This is a genomic window from Ectopseudomonas khazarica, assembly GCF_017915135.1.
GTDB lineage: Bacteria > Pseudomonadota > Gammaproteobacteria > Pseudomonadales > Pseudomonadaceae > Aquipseudomonas > Aquipseudomonas khazarica.
In genome coordinates this window covers 5,083,226-5,102,108 of record NZ_CP068551.1, presented here as the reverse complement: position 1 = coordinate 5,102,108, position 18,883 = coordinate 5,083,226, and the positions used below count along the sequence as shown (strand labels likewise).

General features: G+C 65.9%; 14 protein-coding genes. 8 read left to right on the top strand and 6 right to left on the bottom strand.

Annotated features, from left to right (window positions below):
* Nucleotides 1-32: 32 nt before the first annotated feature.
* Complete coding sequence (locus JLK41_RS23975) at nt 33-1,346, bottom strand: OprO/OprP family phosphate-selective porin (RefSeq protein WP_210390003.1); 1,314 nt, start codon at nt 1,344-1,346, stop codon at nt 33-35.
* Nucleotides 1,347-1,721: 375 nt separating this feature from the next.
* On the opposite strand from JLK41_RS23975, the gene JLK41_RS23970 reads away from it, so the two are divergent.
* The 3 genes from JLK41_RS23970 to JLK41_RS23960 all read left to right on the top strand — a co-directional run bounded on the left by JLK41_RS23970 (nt 1,722) and on the right by JLK41_RS23960 (nt 4,502).
* Entirely contained in the window at nt 1,722-2,624 is a 903-nt protein-coding gene (locus tag JLK41_RS23970) for a LysR family transcriptional regulator (protein WP_210390002.1), read from the top strand.
* Between the two features lie 252 nt (nt 2,625-2,876).
* Nucleotides 2,877-4,157 (top strand): OprD family porin, encoded by a 1,281-nt coding sequence (locus JLK41_RS23965; protein ID WP_231499307.1) that lies wholly within the window; start codon nt 2,877-2,879, stop codon nt 4,155-4,157.
* A 141-nt stretch (nt 4,158-4,298) separates the two neighbouring features.
* Nucleotides 4,299-4,502, top strand: coding sequence for a hypothetical protein (locus JLK41_RS23960; RefSeq protein WP_208651156.1), 204 nt, complete (start codon nt 4,299-4,301; stop codon nt 4,500-4,502).
* A gap of 216 nt (nt 4,503-4,718) precedes the next feature.
* Here the strand turns inward: JLK41_RS23960 and JLK41_RS23955 are convergent, their stop codons facing one another.
* Both JLK41_RS23955 and JLK41_RS23950 read right to left on the bottom strand, forming a co-directional pair.
* On the bottom strand, nt 4,719-6,110 hold the full coding sequence (locus JLK41_RS23955) for a heavy metal sensor histidine kinase (protein ID WP_210390001.1): 1,392 nt from the start codon (nt 6,108-6,110) through the stop codon (nt 4,719-4,721).
* Nucleotides 6,107-6,781, bottom strand: coding sequence for a heavy metal response regulator transcription factor (locus JLK41_RS23950; protein ID WP_037051233.1), 675 nt, complete (start codon nt 6,779-6,781; stop codon nt 6,107-6,109). Before JLK41_RS23950 ends, JLK41_RS23955 begins: the two co-directional genes overlap by 4 nt.
* Before the next feature lie 457 nt (nt 6,782-7,238).
* On the opposite strand from JLK41_RS23950, the gene JLK41_RS23945 reads away from it, so the two are divergent.
* The 3 genes from JLK41_RS23945 to JLK41_RS23935 are packed head-to-tail and all read left to right on the top strand — an operon-like array spanning nt 7,239 to nt 12,941.
* Nucleotides 7,239-8,435, top strand: coding sequence for a TolC family protein (locus tag JLK41_RS23945; RefSeq protein WP_244976454.1), 1,197 nt, complete (start codon nt 7,239-7,241; stop codon nt 8,433-8,435).
* A 56-nt stretch (nt 8,436-8,491) separates the two neighbouring features.
* Nucleotides 8,492-9,766 (top strand): efflux RND transporter periplasmic adaptor subunit, encoded by a 1,275-nt coding sequence (locus JLK41_RS23940; RefSeq protein WP_210389999.1) that lies wholly within the window; start codon nt 8,492-8,494, stop codon nt 9,764-9,766.
* A 22-nt stretch (nt 9,767-9,788) separates the two neighbouring features.
* Entirely contained in the window at nt 9,789-12,941 is a 3,153-nt protein-coding gene (locus tag JLK41_RS23935) for a CusA/CzcA family heavy metal efflux RND transporter (RefSeq protein WP_210389998.1), read from the top strand.
* A 34-nt stretch (nt 12,942-12,975) separates the two neighbouring features.
* On the opposite strand, the gene JLK41_RS23930 is transcribed toward JLK41_RS23935, so the two are convergent.
* Nucleotides 12,976-13,758, bottom strand: a complete 783-nt coding sequence (locus tag JLK41_RS23930) for a helix-turn-helix transcriptional regulator (RefSeq protein WP_210389997.1) — start codon at nt 13,756-13,758, stop codon at nt 12,976-12,978.
* 140 nt (nt 13,759-13,898) lie between these two features.
* Between JLK41_RS23930 and JLK41_RS23925 the strand changes: the two genes are divergently transcribed.
* Together JLK41_RS23925 and JLK41_RS23920 are read left to right on the top strand one after the other, a co-directional pair.
* Nucleotides 13,899-14,714, top strand: coding sequence for a carbon-nitrogen hydrolase family protein (locus JLK41_RS23925; protein WP_210389996.1), 816 nt, complete (start codon nt 13,899-13,901; stop codon nt 14,712-14,714).
* Between the two features lie 108 nt (nt 14,715-14,822).
* On the top strand, nt 14,823-16,148 hold the full coding sequence (locus tag JLK41_RS23920; protein WP_210389995.1) for an APC family permease: 1,326 nt from the start codon (nt 14,823-14,825) through the stop codon (nt 16,146-16,148).
* On the opposite strand, the gene JLK41_RS23915 is transcribed toward JLK41_RS23920, so the two are convergent.
* A complete protein-coding gene (locus tag JLK41_RS23915; protein WP_210389994.1) occupies nt 16,093-18,090 on the bottom strand; it encodes a metallophosphoesterase family protein in 1,998 nt (665 codons plus the stop codon). The two genes, JLK41_RS23920 and JLK41_RS23915, sit on opposite strands and share 56 nt — an antisense overlap.
* 55 nt (nt 18,091-18,145) lie before the next feature.
* Complete coding sequence (locus JLK41_RS23910; RefSeq protein ID WP_210389993.1) at nt 18,146-18,829, bottom strand: Crp/Fnr family transcriptional regulator; 684 nt, start codon at nt 18,827-18,829, stop codon at nt 18,146-18,148.
* Between the last annotated feature and the right edge of the window lie 54 nt (nt 18,830-18,883).

Here is an 18,883-nt window from a genome sequence, read left to right as displayed (position 1 = left end):
CGGCAGGGGCTTGGCACCTGCCGGCGGCGCACTCAGAAGACGTACTGCAGGCGCATGACGACGCCATCGCCGGTGTCATCGCCGAGCGTGTTGCTGGCGTTGTCGGTACTCGCCGTGACGTAGTTGGCGCTGATCTTCACGGCCTCGTTGGCATACCAGTTGACGCCAAGCGTATGGGTCCTGGCGCGAGCGTCACCGACCTGGCGTGTGGTCGTGCTGCTGGTGATGTTGTCATCTTCCACCCTGATCGAGTCGAAACGGTAGAACAGCTCCCAGGCCCCCAGTGCCTTGTCGTCCGCCTTGATGGTGTCGAACCTGGCGCCATCGAGTCGGTAGAGACGTGGCTCGCCGGTGAGGGTGTAGGCGACCTGGACGTAGTAGCCGTCCGCTTCGACGTCGTTGCTCGCCTGGTCGGCCTTGAGGGTGCGGCGCAGATACTCGCCCTGGACCGAGAAGGCATCCAGGGCCCAGGCACCCTCCACGCCCCATACCGCATCGTCGTCCCAGAGATCGGCGCTGGCAGCAGCGCCACCGAAGACCACGCGGTTGCCGTTGTCACCGGCGCTGCTGCCGCCGTTGGTGCTGACACCGCGCATCCCCACGCGTGGACGAATGCGAGTGTCCACGGCACTGCCGCCGAGGTCGCGATAGGCGTACTGCAGGCCGACATGCAGGACATTGCCGGGTTGATTGAGGGGCGCGAACACCGCGCGGGCGTTGTAGCGTTTGACGCTGTCACCATCGCTGTCGTTGTTGTTCTCGCTGAAGACGCTGCCGGAAAGGTACGCGGAACCGGCGATGACGCGGGTCGCCTGTAGCCCCAGGCCGGAGTTGTCGTTTATCCAGTCGGCCAGCTCGTAGGACAGGTTGCGTTCCAGCGCCGTCGTCCATTTCGAGCTGGTGGCCTTCTCCAGGCCGAAGTCGGTGTAGAAGCGACCGGCCTTGACGTTCAGCGGGCTGAAGCCGGTATAGGTGACGCTGGCCTCGTCGAAGTAACCGGCACTGTCGTTGCCGGTGTTGCGCGACAGGTCATAGTTGATCTGGTACTTCCAGTCCTTGTAGGCGGTGCCGCCCAGTTCCAGGTAGGCGCGTCGGAAATAGCCCGCATCGGCCGAGTTGCCATTGCGCGTGTAGTAACCGTCGAACATCGAGTAGTCGGCCTGCAAGCGGCCGCCCAGCTTGAAGCTGAAGGCTTTGTCTGTGGTGGCCACCTCCAGCCCGCCTTTGGTCCTGATGACGATATCGGCGCCGTCGGTGGTGACCGTCCCGGCGTGTGCCGGGATGGCAGGAAGACTCAGCAGGATGCCGAGTGCGAGGAGGGGAAATGGCGTGGTTTTGATCAACATGCATGGCTCCTTGTCGCCGAATGTCAGGGGTTGGCGACGGGATGCTTTGCGGGGCGGATGACGCTTGGCGGGCAATTCGGTGACGATTCGATGACACTCGCCCGTTGCGGGCGCGCACCCCGGAAATACTGGGCGCTGGCGCTTTTCCGGGCATGCCGGGGGGTGATTTCACTGCGATTGCGATCACGTGAAACCCGCCGTGTGGCACCCAGTCGCTGGCGCCGTGAGCGACGCTGCAGAACCCGGATTACAGATAAGTAATCTTGCGGCAAGCCTGGCGAAAGACGGTGCTCGGTAGGCTGCCGGCCATGTCATCACGTCTTGCCAGTGCGCACATGCAGAATCGAGTCCGGAGCCACATGCCTGGCGGTCGCCATGGCTGAGATCGAGCGACTCGTGGCCAGGAGCTTTCTGGCAACCGCGCGCTGCGCCAGTTTCAAGCAGGCGGCACGCAGCCTGAACATGCCCCCCACGTTGTTGCGCAAGCAGTTGCGGCGGCTCGAAACGAGCCTGGGGGAAGCGCTCTTCGTCTATCAGGATCGCGCACTCGCACTGACGTCACGCGGCCTGGCGTTGCAGGCGGAACTGGCATCCCGGCATCGAGACCTGCGCCCCGAGGTCGGTTTCGCCGAACGGCCCGAGCTGCGTCTGGCGCTGCCGGAATGGGTGCTCGACGATGTGCTGGGTCGGCATCTGGTGGCCTTTCTGCGCAGGCATGCCGGCGTGCGCCTGGAGCTGCTCCGCCAGGACCAGGGGCCGCTGCTGCAGAGCGAGGTCATGATCTGGCTGGCCGATCCCGACCAGGCCCGGCCTGATCCCGGTTTTGCCATGACGCGGCCCCAGCGCCTGGCCAGCGTCGAGTTCCAGGCCTGCATCGGCAAGCGCTACGCCCGTGAGCGACGGCTACCCGCGCGCCTGTCTGATCTGCACGACTACATGCTGGTGCAGCGCCCGGACACGTCGGCATCGGCGGTGTTCGCGCCGTGGAATGCCCTGGTGGACGCGCGTGGCAGCGCGGTGACACGGGCGCACTCCCAGCAATGGACGATGGAGCTGATCCGGCACGCCGCCTGTATTGGCCTGATGCCGCACTACACCTCGCACATCGACGCGAACCTGCAGCTGCTGCCCGGCCTCTTTGCCCGACCGATGAGGCAGTCGATCTGGCTGGCCTGCGCACCGCTCTCGGCGCAGCGCGAGGACGTCATGAGCCTGCTGGCGCTGATCCACAACGCCTTCGCGGAGCGTCGCGACTGGTTTGCTGCAGACGATGAGTGATGCCGCACGACGACTTGCCGTGCCGGCGTGCGAGCGGACCGTGCAGGGGGCGTCGAGTTCTTCGATTACGAAATTGTAATGCGGCGCTCATCTCCGAGTTATCCGCAGGTTGCAAGGATGTGAGGGCCATAACCACAAGAAGAGTCGGCCTATGACAACCCCAAAACTGCCGGTAAGCATCAGGAGCCATGTATGAACAAAAGCCCTTTAACCCTGGCGATCATCTCCGCACTGGCATTCGGTCCAGGCACGATGACGCAGGCGTCCGAGACACAGGCCAGCGACGGTTTCGTCGAGGGAAGCAGCCTGAAGATCCTCAACCGCAACTTCTACTTCAACCGGGACTTCCGCAAGGGCGAGGCCAGGGTGCTGCCCAACGGTGAGCGCAGCAGCTACACCGAGGCCTGGGCGCACGGCATTCTCGCCAACTTCGAATCCGGCTTCACCCAGGGTACCGTCGGCTTCGGTGTCGATGTCCACGCAGGGCTGGGCCTGAAACTGGATACCGGCGACGGCCGTTATGGTCCGGGTGGTAGCGTCGACATGCTGCCGGTCGACAGCGATGACCGGGCCGAGGATGCGTATTCCAAAGTGGGCGCGGCGGTCAAAGCCCGCTTTGCCGACACCGTGGTCAAGGCCGGTGATGTGTTTCCGACCACGCCTGTCGTGCACTACGGCGATTCGCGTTTGCTGCCGCAGAGCTTCAAGGGGGTCACCCTGGTCAACGAGAGCGTGGACGGGCTGACCCTGCAGGGCGGCCGCCTGCACGCCATGAGTCAGCCACAGGAAAGCACCTCGCGTGGTGAGTTCGCGACCTTCTACGCCGGGCAGGTGGACTCGCCCTGGGTCGGCTACTTCGGTGGCGACTATGCCGTCAGCGACAACCTGGGCTTCAGCCTCTACGGCAGCCGCCTGAAAGATGTCTGGGATCAGTATTACGCCGGGATGTGGTGGACCTATCCGCTCTCCGACGACCTGGCGCTGTTCGGCGGGCTGAACTATTACAACGCGACGGACGAAGGCAAGAAACGCCTGGGCGAACTGAGCAACAACATCTACAGCGGCAGCATCGGCGTGCGCTACGGCGCCCACCGCGTCGCCCTCTCTCACCAGCGCAACAATGGCGACGATGATTTCGACTATCTGCGCCAGTCCGACTCCATCTTCCTGGACAACTCCCTGCAGTACAGCGATTTCAACTCGCCGAAGGAGCGTTCCTGGATGCTGCGCTACGACCTGGACATGGCGGACTTCGGCATACCCGGGCTGAGCTTCATGGCGCGCTACGCGCTGGGGCGTGACGCGGACTACTCCAATGCCAACAGCACGTACATGCGCAGGGATGACGCCGGCAACCCGCTGACCGACCAGAAGCGCTGGGAGCGCAATATCGAGGTCAAGTACGTGTTCCTCGACGGCTCGCTCAAGGACCTCTCGGTGCGTGTGCGGCAGATGAATACCCGTGCCACCGCGTATGAAAGCGACCTCGATGAGGTGCGTGTCATCGTCGAGTATCCGCTGCAGGTGCTGTAACACCGAACAGGAGCGGCGCTGCCGCTCCTGACTGTCAGGATTGTAATGCGGGCCTCATGCTCCCGTTAGGTGCGCCTACCTAACATGGGGCTGTCTTCGAAGCGTTCGTTTCCACGTTTGCTCAGTCAGTCCGAGGTTCCCATGAAAGTGTTCACCCAGTTCCTGTTCGTCGTTCTCCTGAGTGCAAGCAGCCTGCTCGCCTCGGCGGAGGATGGTTCGCAACGCTCGCTCGATGCGCTCAAGCAGTTCCGTGAAAACCAGCAGCGCATCCATGGCGATCGAGCCGCCGGGCAGCAGCCATCATCGCCTGTTCAGAGTGGCGACAACGACGCAGTGCGTGACTGAACGCACGTCGTTTCCCCTCTTCAGTCCCCATCTCTTGGTAGCTCCCGCTCCTTTGGTTGAGAGATGGTTTTTGGCGCCCCTTCGGGGCGCTTTTTTATGGCGCTTATCAGGCGGGCGTCTTCACGCATCGAATCAGTCCGGTGGTGCCAGGTTCTTCCGGGGCTTGCGCGTACGCGTGCAGCCTGTCCCTGGGCCGCGCCTGCCGTTAGCGGTGCCTCAGGGGCGAGCCACAGTGGGGAAGTAGAGGGTGAAGGTGGTGCTCTCGTGCACGATGCTGCTGACGTTAACCTGGCCCTGATGCAGGCTCATGATCGAACGCACGATGGCCAGGCCCAGACCGGTGCCGCCGTCGGCACGCGAGCGTCCGCGGTCGACCCGGTAGAAACGCTCGAACAGCCTGGGCAGGTGCTCGGGCGGGATGCCGGGACCCGGGTTGCTCACCGCCAGCGTCACCTCCGAGGGCCCTGCGCTGATCCTCATGTTCACCGTCGCCCCTTCCGGGCTGTGGCGAATGGCATTGGACAGCAGGTTGGAGATGGCCCGTTGCACCATCAGGCGGTCACCCTCGATCGTTGCCTGGCCGGCGACGTCGAGCAGGATGCGCTTCTCTTCGGCCATGAGGGCGAAGAGTTCCGCGACCTTTCGGGCTTCTTCGTGCAGGGCGATCTCTTCGAAAGGAATCAGCGCGGCGGGATGGCTGACATGGGCCAGGAACAGCATGTCCGACACGATACGCGTGACCCGGCCGAGCTCCTCGGTGCAGTTCTCCAGTACCAGCTTGTACTGCTCGGGCGGCCGTTCTCGCGACAGCGTCACCTGCGCCTTGCCGATGAGGTTGGTGATGGGGGTGCGCAGCTCGTGGGCCAGGTCATCGGAGAACTGCGAGAGCTGCTGCACGCCGCTGTCCAGGCGATGGAGCATGAAGTTGATGCCACTGGCCAGTTCACGAAGCTCGCGGGGCAGATTCTCCAGCGGCAGGCGGTGGCTCAGGTCCTGAGTCGATATGCGCTCGGCGATCCTGCGGAACTGATGCAGCGAGCTGAGACCGCGATGGGCTATCCATCCGGCGCCTGCAGCGATCAGCAGCAGCACGAGAGGCAGGGCGATCAGCGTGGATTCGATGTAGGCGCGCAGCAGTGCCTGATCGCTGGCGCGGTCGAGGGTGAGTACGGCTCGGATGCGTGTCCCATCCTTGCGTACCATCAGCTGCGAGGCCGTCATCCGTTCATTGCCCAGGGCGTCTTGCCAGCGCTCGAAACGCACGGCCTCGCTCGAACTCTTCGACAGCGGTGGCAGGTCCGCCAGGTTGCCCTGGCGCAACAGGACACGCGGCTCAGGGCCATCGTCATACAGGATGAGCGAGAGGTTGTCGTGGCCCTTGATCAGGTCCCTGATGTTGTGGATCTGGTCGCCCACTTCGGGACGCAAGGCGACTTCGCGGGTGGCATGGCGAACCTGCTGCAGCTTGTCCTCGAGGTTCTGTGTCGCGATGCCGTCGAGTTGTCGGCTCAGCGAGAAGTAGGCCAGGGCACTGAGCAGCGCAACCAGCAGCAAACCCAGCAGGGCGACGGAAAGGCTGAGCTGGCCCGACAGCCGGGCGGGCCTCATGAACGGGCCTCCAGCACATAGCCGACACCGCGCAAGGTGTGGATGAGCTTGTTCTCGAAGGGGTCGTCGATCTTCGCACGCAGGCGCCGGATCGAGACTTCCACGACATTGGTGTCGCAATCGAAATTCATGTCCCAGACCAGGGAAATGATCTGGGTGCGCGAGAGCACCTCACCGCTGCGGCGCATCAGCAGGTGCAGCAGGGCGAACTCCTTGGTGGTCAGGTCGATGCGCTGTTCGCTGCGGTAGGCGCGATGACGGGCCGGGTCCAGTTCGAGGTCGTCGACCTTGAGGACGTCAGGCACGCTCGGTTGTTCGCCACGCCGCAGGAGCGAGCGGACCCTGGCCAGCAGTTCGGGAAACTCGAATGGCTTGACCAGATAGTCGTCGGCGCCGGAGTCGAAGCCTTTCAGCTTGTCGGCCAGCCGGCCGCGTGCGGTCAGCATCATCACCGGGGTGCGGCTGTTGCGGCGGATACTGGCGAGTACTCCCCAGCCGTCGATTTCCGGCAGGTCGACATCGAGTATGACCAACTCGTAGGCAGACTGCGCTGCCATATGCAGGCCGTCGACACCGTTGGTTGCAATATCGACGATATAACCACTTTCGCTCAGGCCCTGGTGGAGATAGTCGGCAGTTTTAAGCTCGTCCTCAACGATCAGGATTCGCATACGCTGGATAACCTTGGTGAGATGGATATGGAGTTTTTCGAGTCGCGGTTGTTGTCGAGGATGGCGATATCGATGCGTTATGTTCGGGCGCGAAATGATGAACCTTGAAGTGGCTACAGAGTCAAGGAAGGCCCTTTGTTTCAAGGCGTTACATGAACTTATAGGCCTGTTTTCGCGTGTGGTTTCGCGAAGTTCATATATGTCTATTTGTAACTTGCCGAGTGCTCTGTTATGTGCGGGGTGCATGTTAATACAGGGCATTATCCTGTGGCCGAGTATTACGGATTTGTAATTTCGCAGTCACTCCGTCGATAGGTGGGGCTGCCTAAATTCTGCACCGAATGAAGTTTGCCGAGACGTGCACGCATGTCTGCGGATTTATATCGGTGTGGAGGAAAAACCCTTGTCGAGGCGATATTCGAAAGTTGCTGAAGTATGGGTCCTGGCCGCTGCTTTCGTGTTCCCCCTGGGCCAGGCCAGTGCGTCGACAGCGATCACGCTGAGCCAGGCGTGGGAGCGAGCCCTGCAAGGCAACCCGTCGCTGCTGGCCGGTGAACGCAACGCCGGCATTGCCGAGGGCGAGCGCAGGCAGGCCGGGGTGCTGCCCAACCCGGAGTTGTCCTGGGAGGTGGAGGACACGCGCAGTGCGACGCGGACCACCACGCTACAGATCAGCCAGCCGATCGAACTGGGGGGCAAGCGCGGTGCCCGTATCGAGCTGGCCGAGCGCGGTATCGACAGCGCCTCGATAGGCCAGGAGCAACTGCGCAACGAACTGCGTGCCGAGGTGGTGGCGGCATTTCAGGGGACGTTGCTGGCGACGATGCGCCAGACCCTGGCCGAACAGGCACAAGCGCTGAGTGAGCGTGGCGTCGCGGTGGTCGAGGCGCGAGTCAAGGCGGGCAAGGCGTCCCCGCTGGAGGTCGCACGGGCCCGCCTGCAGTTCGACGAGGTGCGCCTGGAAACCGCGCGTGCCCGCGATCAACGGCGCAATGCCATGAGCCAGCTACTGGCGGTCATCGGCCCGCAGGCCAGCGCGGATGAGCTGGAGCTGAGCGGCGATGCCGCCAGCCTGCCCGCGTTACCGGGTGTGACGGAGCTGTTGCGCCGTCTGGACAGTGCCGCGCCGATGCGTCTGGCGCAGATCGAGATCGAGCGCCAGGAGGCCGCCATCGCGGTGGAGAAGAGTCGGCGCATTGCCGATCTCAGGGTCAGCCTCGGCAGCCAGTACAGCCGTGAGGATCGCGAGCGGGTGAATCTGCTCGGGCTGTCCATGCCGTTGCCGTTGTTCGACCGCAATCAGGGCAACGTGCTGGCCGCCTCGCGGCGCGCCGAGCAGGCGCGCGACCTGCGCAATGCGGCGCAGCTGCGCCTGCGCAGCGAGGTGCAGCAGGCTCACCAGCAATGGCGCACGGCGCAGAGGGCGATTCGCAGTTTCGAGGACGGCTTGCTGGGCGCCGCCGACCAGGCGCTGGAGAGCACCACGCGGGGGTTCCAGATGGGCAAGTTCGCCTTCATCGACGTGCTCGATGCCCAGCGCACCCTGATCGACGTCCGCTCGCGCTACCTGCTGGCGCTCGACGAAGCGCTGGCCGCCTGGGTCCGGCTCGAACGCATCTATGGCGATCTCTCCGCCGGTACGGATGGGTACTGAATCCTTGTCACCAGGGCCGGTGCGATGCCGGCGCTGATCACTGTTTGGGGTTGTTCATGCAGAAGAAGCTCGGTGTTGCCATCACGGCCGCCATGGCCGTGGGTTTTGTGGGTGGGGCGCTGTTCTACAACGGTGGGCAGTTCGCTGCGGACATGGGGCATCGACTGGCGGAAAGCGACAAGGGCTACGCGACCGGGGTCAATCCGCTCGGCGCGGCGCAGGCCGCGAGTGCGGGCGAGGAGCATGCCGAGGACGGCGATGGTCATGCGCAAGGCGATGAGGCGGCAGAGGGGCATGCCGAGGAGGGTGGGCTGCTGCTCAGCGACGTGCAGATCGCCGCTGCCGGTATCGAGCTCGCCGAAGCGCAGGCACGCAGCATGAGCACCTATATCTCGCTTCCTGGCGAAGTGAATTTCGATGAGGAGCGCACGGCGCACGTGGTACCGCCCAGTGCCGGGGTGGTCGAGCGGGTGCTGGTCGGCCTGGGGCAGAAGGTGGCGGCTGGCGAGGCGCTGGCGGTGATCGTCAGCCAGCAGGTTTCCGAGCTGCGCAGCGAACTGGCGGCGGCCTCACGGCGCCTCGAGCTGGCGCGCACCACCTTCGAGCGTGAGCGCCAGCTGTGGCAGGACGGCATCTCCGCCGAACAGGATTACCTGCAGGCCAGGCAGGCGCTGCAGGAGGCGCAGATCGCCCTGGCCAACGCCCGGCAGAAGGGCAGGACCCTCGATCCCCAGGGCGATGCCGGCGACGGCAGTCGCTACGAGCTGCGTGCCCCCTTTGCCGGTGTGGTGGTGGAAAAGCACCTGGTGCCGGGCGAGGTCGTGGGCGACAGCAGTGCGGCCTTCACCGTGGCCGACCTGAACCGCGTGTGGGTCACTTTCAGCGTGTCTCCGCGCGACCTGGAGCAGGTCAGGGTCGGCCAGGACGTGCGCGTCATCGCTCCCGAACTGGGGCGCGAGACGACCGCCAAGGTCGCCTATGTCAGCCGCCTGCTGGGTGAGCAGACGCGCACGGCCACGGGCCGCATCACCCTGGACAACGCCGATGGCGTATGGCGCCCCGGCCTGTTCGTCTCCGTCGCCCTGGCCACCGAACGCCATGCGGCCAGGGCGGTGATCCCGCTTTCGGCCGTGCAGGAGGTCGAGCAGCAGAGCAGTGTCTTCGTGCGCACCGACGAGGGTTTCGACGTTCGTGCAGTGACGCTGGGGAGCCGCAGCGACGGCTTCGTGGAGGTACCCGAGGGGCTGAAGGCCGGGGAGCGGGTGGCGGCTGCCGGCAGCTTCATTCTCAAGTCCGAACTGGGCAAGGCCAGCGCCGAGCACGCGCACTGACCCTCACCGACGAGTATTCCTCATGTTTGAGCGCATCATTCAATTCGCCATCGAGCAGCGCTTTCTGGTGCTGCTGGCCGTGCTGGCGATGGCCGGGGTAGGTGTGGCCAGCTATCAGAAGCTGCCGATCGACGCCGTTCCCGACATCACCAACGTGCAGGTGCAGATCAGCACCGCTGCCGATGGTTTCTCGCCGCTGGAAACCGAGCAGCGCATCACCTTTCCCATCGAGACGGCCATGGCCGGCCTGCCGCACCTGAAGCAGACCCGCTCGCTGTCGCGCTCGGGGCTGTCGCAGGTGACGGTGATCTTCGAGGATGGCACCGACCTCTACTTCGCCCGGCAGTTGGTCAACGAGCGCCTGCAGGCTGCCAAGGAGCAGTTGCCCGAGGGGGTGGAGGCCTCCATGGGGCCGATTTCCACGGGCCTGGGCGAGATCTTCCTGTGGACGGTGGAGGCCGAGGAGGGCGCCCTCAAGGAGGACGGTACGCCCTATACGCCGACCGATCTGCGGGTGATCCAGGACTGGATCATCAAGCCGCAACTGCGCACGGTGCCTGGCGTGGCCGAGATCAACAGCATCGGTGGCTTCGCCAAGGAGTTCCAGATCGCCCCCGATCCCAAGCGCCTGGCCGCCTACAAGCTGACGCTGGGCGAACTGCTGCTGGCGCTGGAACGCAACAATGCCAACGTCGGCGCCGGCTACATCGAGCGCAACGGCGAGCAGCTGCTGGTGCGGGCCCCCGGCCAGCTGGGCACGCTGGAGGACATCGCCAACATCGTGGTGGCCAACGTCGATGGCACGCCGATTCGCGTCAGTCACGTGGCGCAGGTGATGCTCGGGCGTGAGCTGCGTTCCGGCGCCGCCACCGAGAACGGCCGCGAGGTGGTGCTGGGCACGGTGTTCATGCTGATCGGCGAGAACAGCCGCAGCGTATCCCAGGCCGTGGCCGCGCGGCTGGAGGAGATCAACCGCTCGCTGCCCGAAGGGGTGGTGGCGGTGACGGTGTATGACCGCACCAACCTGGTGGACAAGGCCATCGCCACGGTGAAGAAGAACCTGATCGAGGGCGCGATCCTGGTGATCGTCATCCTCTTCCTGTTCCTCGGTAACATCCGTGCCGCCCTGATCACGGCCATGGTGATTCCGCTGTCGATGCTGTTCACCTTCACCGGCATGTTCGGCAACAAGGTCAGTGCCAACCTGATGAGCCTCGGGGCACTGGACTTCGGCATCATCGTCGACGGTGCGGTGGTGATCGTCGAGAACGCCATTCGCCGCCTGGCCCACGCGCAGCACAAGCACGGTCGCGAGCTGACCCGCAGCGAGCGCCTGCACGAAGTGTTCGCCGCCTCCAGGGAGGCGCGCCGCGCGCTGATCTTCGGCCAGCTGATCATCATGGTGGTGTACCTGCCGATCTTCGCCCTGACCGGGGTCGAGGGCAAAATGTTCCACCCCATGGCCTTCACCGTGGTCACTGCGCTGTTCGGCGCCATGATTCTCTCGGTGACCTTCGTCCCGGCGGCGATCGCCCTGTTCGTCACCGGCAAGGTGAAGGAAGAGGAAAACGCGCTGATGCGCATCGCCCGGCGTGCCTACGAGCCGGTACTGCAGTGGGTCATGCGCTATCGCCTGCAGGCCTTCGGCGCCGCCCTGGTGCTGGTGCTGTTCTCCGGCTTCCTGGCCTCGCGCATGGGCAGCGAGTTCGTCCCCAGCCTGAGCGAGGGTGACTTCGCCCTGCAGGCGCTGCGCGTGCCCGGCACCAGCCTGACCCAGTCGGTGGAGATGCAGATGCGCCTGGAGCAGACCCTGCTGGCCCAGGTGCCGGAGGTGCAGCGCGTCTTCGCCCGCACCGGCACGGCCGAGATCGCCTCCGACCCGATGCCGCCGAACATTTCCGACAGCTACGTGATGCTCAAGCCGCGTGAGCAGTGGCCTGACCCGGACAAGTCGCGGGAAACCCTGATCGCCGAACTGCAGGCCGCCGCCGAGTTGGTGCCGGGCAGCAACTACGAGCTGTCGCAACCGATCCAGCTGCGTTTCAACGAGCTGATTTCCGGCGTGCGCAGCGACGTCGCGGTGAAGATCTTCGGTGACGACAGGGACGTGCTCAACCGCATGGCTGCCGACGTGGCGCAGGCCCTGGGCAGCATCGCGGGAGCATCCGAGGTGAAGGCCGAGCAGACCAGTGGCCTGCCGGTGCTGACCGTGGCCATCGACCGCGACAAGGCGGCGCGCTATGGCCTGAACGTCGGTGACATCCAGGACACCGTCGCCGTTGCCGTGGGTGGCCGCCGGGCGGGCACGCTGTTCGAGGGCGATCGCCGCTTCGATCTGGTGGTGCGCCTGCCGGAAGACCTGCGCACCGACATCGACGGCCTGTCGCGTCTGCTGATCCCCGTGCCGGCCGCCGGGGCCGCCACCAGCGTCGGCTTCATCGCCCTGGCGGAAGTGGCCCGGCTGGAACTGGCGCCCGGCCCCAACCAGGTCAGCCGCGAGAATGGCAAGCGCCTGGTGGTGGTCAGCGCCAACGTGCGTGGGCGCGATATCGGCTCCTTCGTGGAGGAAGCCGAAGCGAAGATTCGCCGCGACGTGAAGCTGCCCGCCGGCTACTGGACCAACTGGGGCGGGCAGTTCGAACAGTTGCAGTCCGCCGCCAGGCGCCTGCAGGTGGTGGTGCCGGTCGCCCTGCTGCTGGTCTTCATGCTGCTGTTCATGATGTTCAACAATCTGCGCGATGGCCTGCTGGTGTTCACCGGCATCCCCTTCGCCCTGACCGGGGGTGTCATGGCGTTGTGGCTGCGAGACATTCCCCTGTCGATCTCCGCCGGGGTCGGCTTCATCGCCCTGTCGGGGGTGGCGGTGCTCAACGGCCTGGTGATGATTTCCTTCATCCGCAACTTGCGTGAGGAAGGTATGGGCCTGCAGCGAGCCGTCACCGAAGGGGCCTTGCAGCGCCTGCGCCCGGTGCTGATGACGGCCCTGGTGGCGTCGCTGGGCTTCGTGCCGATGGCCCTGGCCACCGGCACCGGTGCCGAAGTGCAGCGACCGCTGGCGACCGTGGTGATTGGCGGCATCCTGTCGTCCACCGCATTGACGCTGCTGGTGTTGCCGGCCTTGTATCGCTGGGCGTACCGGCGTGAAGAGCAGGCGGAACCGGAGGCCAGCCCGTGACCGCGCCGCCCATGCGCGGTCCGGGACTGGGACGTCAGCCGCCCTGCGCCTGGAGGAACAGGGCGAACAGCTCCGACTGCGACTTGATCCCCAGCTTGCTGTAGACATGCTTGCGGTGCACCTTCACGGTCTCCGCCGAGATCGCCAGCTTGCGCGCCACTTCCTTGCTGGAGTGGCCGCTGAGCATCAGCCGCACCACTTCCAGCTCGCGGCCGGTCAGGGCGGTCTCCACGTGCCGCGCCATCTGCTCCAGGCGCTCCTGCCAGGGCGGGGGCGCGCTCGGTTCGCCGGGCTCCGGCTCGAAGGCCAGGCGCTGGCGCATCAGCGCCGTGACCCAGGGCTGCACCAGGCCGAGCAGGGCGATCTGCTCGGGGCGGAAGGCCTGGCGTGAGCCCAGTGACAGGCACAGGGTGCGTTCGCCCGGCAGGGCCAGGTTGATCTGCACTTCGTCGGCGACCACGTTGAGGCGGAAGTAGCGCTGGTAATAATCGGTCTGCTCGAAGCACTCCGGCGCCACCTCGCCCAGGCGCACCAGGCCGTCGCGGCGGCCTTCGCGGCTGGCGATGTAGAAGGGGTCGAGCAGGTAGAGGCCGCGCAGGTAGTCCTGGAACAGCAGGTCGGGCTCGCCATCATTGCCGCTACACTCGGCCAGCACCTGCGGGCGGCCCTCGCTGAAGACCAGCGCCACCCAGCTGTCGTGCGCCACGTACTGGCTCAGGGTGCGCTGCAGGGCACGCCAGAAGTGAGGGCCCGGCAGCGCGTCGATCAGCTCGGCGACGCTGCGATGGAAGGCGATGTCGTGCAAGGTCATGGTCATGCCTCTACCCCCGGGGGGTTACCCCGCATGCGTGATTTCGCCCGGGCACCCCTGTCTCCATACTCGAACCCTGGCGGATGGCTGCCGGCATTCTGGGTAGCCACCACGCGTCGTGCAACAACAAGAATCGGAGCCCTGTCATGCAAGTCGAACTCGTCCAGCTCGCTGGCCGTGATGGCGATACCGCCCACAACCTCGCTGCCGCGTTGCACGCCATCGCCGGCTGCGCGGCCGGAACCCGCCTGCTGGTCTTTCCGGAAACCTACCTGACCGGCTTCCCCACGGCGGAGAACGTCGCCGCCCTGGCCGAGCCACTCGATGGCCCGAGCCTGCGGGCGGTCCGTCGCGCCGCCGCCGAGCGGGGGGTGGCCGTGGCCATCGGCATTGCCGAGAACGACAACGGCGTGTTCTACAACACCACGCTGCTGATCGATGGCGACGATACCGTCCTCACTTACCGCAAGACCCATCTGTGGGCCTCCGATCGGGGCGTGTTCACCCCGGGCGACCGCTACGCCACGACGCTGCTCGACGGTGTGCGCGTCGGTCTGCTGGTGTGCTTCGACATCGAGTTTCCGGAAAGCGCCCGGGCCCTGGGCGAGCTGGGCGCCGAGTTGCTGATCGTCACCAACGGCAACATGGACCCCTACGGGCCGACCCATCGCACCGCGATCATGGCGCGGGCGATGGAGAACCAGGCCTACGCGGTGATGGTCAACCGCGTCGGCGAGGGTGACGGCAACCTGGTGTTCGCCGGCGGCAGCGCGGTGGTCGAGCCCGGCGGCGGCCTGCTGCTGGAGGCGGGGCGCGAACCCTGCCGGCAGGTCATCGAACTGGACATGCAGCGCCTGGCCGAGGCCCGTCGCGACTATCGCTACCTGGACGAGCGACGCATGCCGCTGCCTGGCCAGCGTGTCGAGCATGACAGCGGCCTGCGTGAGCTGCTGATTCCCTGATTTCCCCTGAACGGGCGCCGCAGAAGCGCCCGTGCGGCCTCGCCGCGCCTTTCTTTCGCCGACTTCGGCTCTGCCATAACAATTTCAAAAAAACGGGAGTAGCAAGCAATGGCTCGTCTGCAACGATCCCTTTCACTGGGAGCGGTGGTGCTGTTCGGCATCGCCTACATGACACCGATCATCGTCCTCGGCACCTTCGGCATCCTCGCCGAGATCACCCGTGGTGCGGTGCCCGCGGCCTATGTCGCCGCCTCGCTGGCGATGGTCTTCACGGCACTCAGCTACGCCCGCATGGCCGGGTTGTTCCCGGTGGCCGGTTCGGCCTACAGCTACGTGCGCCGCAGCATCAATGATCACCTGGGGTTCATCGCCGGCTGGGCGGTGCTGCTCGATTACCTGTTCCTGCCCATGGCCATCTGGCTGATCGGTGCGGCCTACCTGCACTCGGCCTTCCCCGGCTTGCCACAGGCGCTGTGGGTGCTGACCTTCATTGTGCTGACCAGCCAGATCAACGTGGTCGGTCTGCGCCTGGCCAAGGGCATCAACGGCGTGCTGATGCTGGTGCAGTTCCTCGTCCTGCTGGCCTTCGTCGCGCTGTGCGTGCACTACGTGCTGGGTGATGCGAGCAAGCCGCTGTGGTCGCTGGAGCCGTTCCTGGGCGAGGGCATGAACCTGTCGCTGGTCATGGCTGGCGCGGCGGTCGCCTGTTACTCCTTCCTCGGCTTCGATGCGGTCAGCACCCTGACCGAGGAGACCCACGAACCGCAGCGCACCATTCCGCGAGCCATCCTGCTGATCACCCTGATCGGTGGCCTGATCTTCGTGGTCACCGCCTACTTCGTGCAGCTGGCGCATCCCTCGACGCTGTTCGAGAGCAGCGATGCGGCGGCCTACGAGATCGCCCGCAACATCGGTGGCGACCTGTTCGTGTCGGTGTTTCTGATCGGTCTGATCGTCGGCCAGTTCACCTCGGGCCTGTCGGCCCAGGCCAGCGCCTCGCGCCTGATGTTCGCCATGGGCCGTGACGGCGTGCTGCCGCGGGCCTTGCTGGGCACCCTGAGCCCGCGTTTCGGCACCCCGGTGGGCGCCATCCTGGTGTGCGCGGTCGTGGCCCTGCTGGCGCTGAAGCTGGACGTCACCACCTCGACCTCCTTCATCAACTTCGGCGCCTTTCTCGCCTTCAGCCTGGTCAACCTCTCGGTGATCGTCCACTTCGCCCGCCAACCGCAGGCGCGGGGGCCGCTGCAGGTGCTGCGCTACCTGCTGTGCCCGCTGCTCGGTCTGCTGGCGACACTATGGCTGATGGTCAGCCTGGATCGCCTGGCGATCATGCTCGGCTGCAGCTGGCTGGTGCTCGGTGGCCTGTACCTGACCTGGCTCACCGGAGGCTTTCGCCGCCGTCCTCCGGAGCTGCAGTTCGACGCGCAGAGCTGAGCTGCGCCACCGTTGCCGGATCTTCGTCGCGCTCGGCGACGAAGGTCACCGGTTTCGAGCCGTCGGCATTGAGGTGCAGGATGCGTTCGGGACGGCCCTGCGCGTCGAAGAACACCTGGCCGAGGCCGGCGCCGTTCCACAGCCGCTCGCCCGAGCGGCTGCGGTCGGGGATCAGCGGGGTGACGCGCATGCGCCGGCGCTTGGTCAGCCAGTTGAGTGGCGACCAGGGGGCATAGAGCCAGCGGTTGAGGCGGTCGAACCAGTCCAGCAGCCTGTGCGGGAATTCGTTCTTGATGCCGCTGCTGGTGATCTGCCAGATGGTGGGACTGTTGCGGCGCAGGCGGATGCTCACCCGGTAGACGAAGGAGTAGTGCACGTCGCCGGAGAGGATGACGAAGTCCCCAGGCGTGCGCGAGTGGCGGAAGATGTTCATCATCACGCTGGCTGCACCGCGATGGGCCATCCAGTTCTCGGCATCGACCAGCAGCGGATGGCCGGCGTAGGTGAACAGCTTCTGGATACCTTCGATCAGCTTGACGCCGAACATCGGCGCAGCGGAGACGATGATGCAACTGGGGTGATCGAGCAGCGCCTGCTGGAAGTCGCACAGCGCTTCCCAGTCCATCAGCCCGGAGGGCTTCGACAGATGACCTTCGCTGCGCCAGCGCCGCGTGCGGGTGTCGAGCACCAGCAGCGCCGGGGTGGTCGGCAGCACGTAGTGCCAGTGCTGGAACTCCAGCAGCTGCCCGATCAGCGCGTCCTGCGTCTTGGCCTGCAGGTGGTCGTCCGCCTGGCGTTGCAGGAGCAGGTCGCGGCAGGCCCGCAGCGGCTCGGCGAACGCCTGCGGGTCGTTGCCCCAGCCCTGGCACAGCAGGTAGGCGAGCAGGGCGTTGCCGATGATGCGCCGGGAGAACGGATGGCCGTAGGCGGTCTGTTCCCAGCGCGCGGACAGGTTCCAGTCGTCGGTGACGTCATGGTCGTCGAAGATCATCAGCGTCGGCAGGTGGGCCAGCACGCGGGCGGCCTGGCCGAGCCCCTGGCGGAATGCCGCGATGCGCTGACGTTCGTCGGCGTAGCGCTGCTGGAGTTGCTCGTCCAGTGGCGGGGGCGTTTCCTCGATCAGCGTCCAGGGCACGGGCGACCAGACCAGCAGGTACATGGCGATCATTTCGGCGAAGGTCACCAGGTGGTTGTCGGCGCTGCTGCTGGTGAAGATCGGTTTCTTCACGCCGCCGAAGAACTTGTCGCGCAGGGTCTGGTTGCTGGTGATCTCGGGCAGCAGCTCGGCCCGCCTGTAGTAGCCCACCGGATCGGCGTAGAGCGCCTGGCTGTCTTCGACCACCGCGCCTTCGAGCTGCTCGTCGAACAGGCCGAGGCGGGCGATCAACTGGTGGATGGCGCACAGCATCGGCCCGGCGACGTCATCCACGTACACCTGGTCGCCGCTCATCAGCAGCAGGGCCGGGCGCTGCGTGGCGTCGTGCGGCTCGGCCAGCAGGCGGTCGGCGCAGAGCAGGCCATCGTCGGCGGCATGGTGCGGTTTGCGGCAGGAGCCGTGGAGCAGTTGGTCGAGCCGTGCACGCAGGACGAAATCGGCGTGCTCGGCGCCGTCGTGGAGCAGGTGCGCCGCCCAGTCGGCCATGCCGCACGTCCCGTCAGCCGCGATGATCTGCAGGTCATAGGCGACGCGCACATCCTGGGGCAGGGCGCGCTCGATGGGCACGTCGAGCAGATGCAGGACCGCATGCCGACCCAGCGGCAGCTGCTGGCAATGCGCGTCGAGGGCCAGGGTGCGCGGCTCCTCACCGTCGGGGTGCAGCCAGAGTTGCAGGCTCAGCTCGCGACTGGCCACCAGCCACAGCACCAGGCGGCCGGGCTCCAGGCGGCGCAGCAGCGGGCCGGCCAGCACCGCGGGCAGTGGCGTGTGGAGGTTGTCGGGCATGAGGCTTCCTGCAGGATGAGAGACAGGGCTTGGACAGTGGCAGGGCGCCAGCGGTTCAGGAGGCCAGCTGGCGCAGGTGCTCGACGTCGAGAATCTCGATCTCGCCGTAGGTCAGGCGCACGACGCCCTGGGCCTCCAGCTCCTTGAGGATCTGGTTGGTGGTCTGGCGCGACAGCGAGAGCATCAGCGCCAGTTGTTCCTGGGCCAGGTGCAGCACCCGGCGCGGCTCGCTCTCGCCGTAGTTCTCGGCGATCAGCAGCAGGCGCCTGGCCAGGCGTGGCGCGGCCGGCAGCAGGCTCATGTCTTCCAGGGCGATGAAGGCCAGGCGCAGCTTGTGGCTCATCAGCAGGGCGAAATCGCGCCAGTGCTGCGGCTGGCGTTCGAGCAGGGCGAGCAGCTCGGCCTGTGGCAGCAACAGCAGGGTGCTGGCGCTTTCGGCGAAGGCATCGTGGGTGCGCGGCAGGCCGTCGAACAGGGAGATCTCGCCGAACCAGTACGGCGGCTCGACCAGGGTCAGCAGGGCTTCCTTGCCGTTCTCGCCGATGGCGCCGACGCGCACCGCGCCCTCGACCACCGCGTACAGGCCGCTGGGTCTGTCGCCACGGCGAAACAGCCGCTGGCCGGCATCCAGGCGCTGCACCCTGGCCATCTGCAGCAGGGTCTGGCTCAGCGCCGCAGGCAGCGCGGCGAACCAGTGGCCCTGGTTCAGCAGGCTGGCGTAGGTGCGAGGGTCGGGCATGTCGGCTCCTGTAGGGCGCTGTGGCCGTCGATGTCATTGTCGGCTAGGCGACAG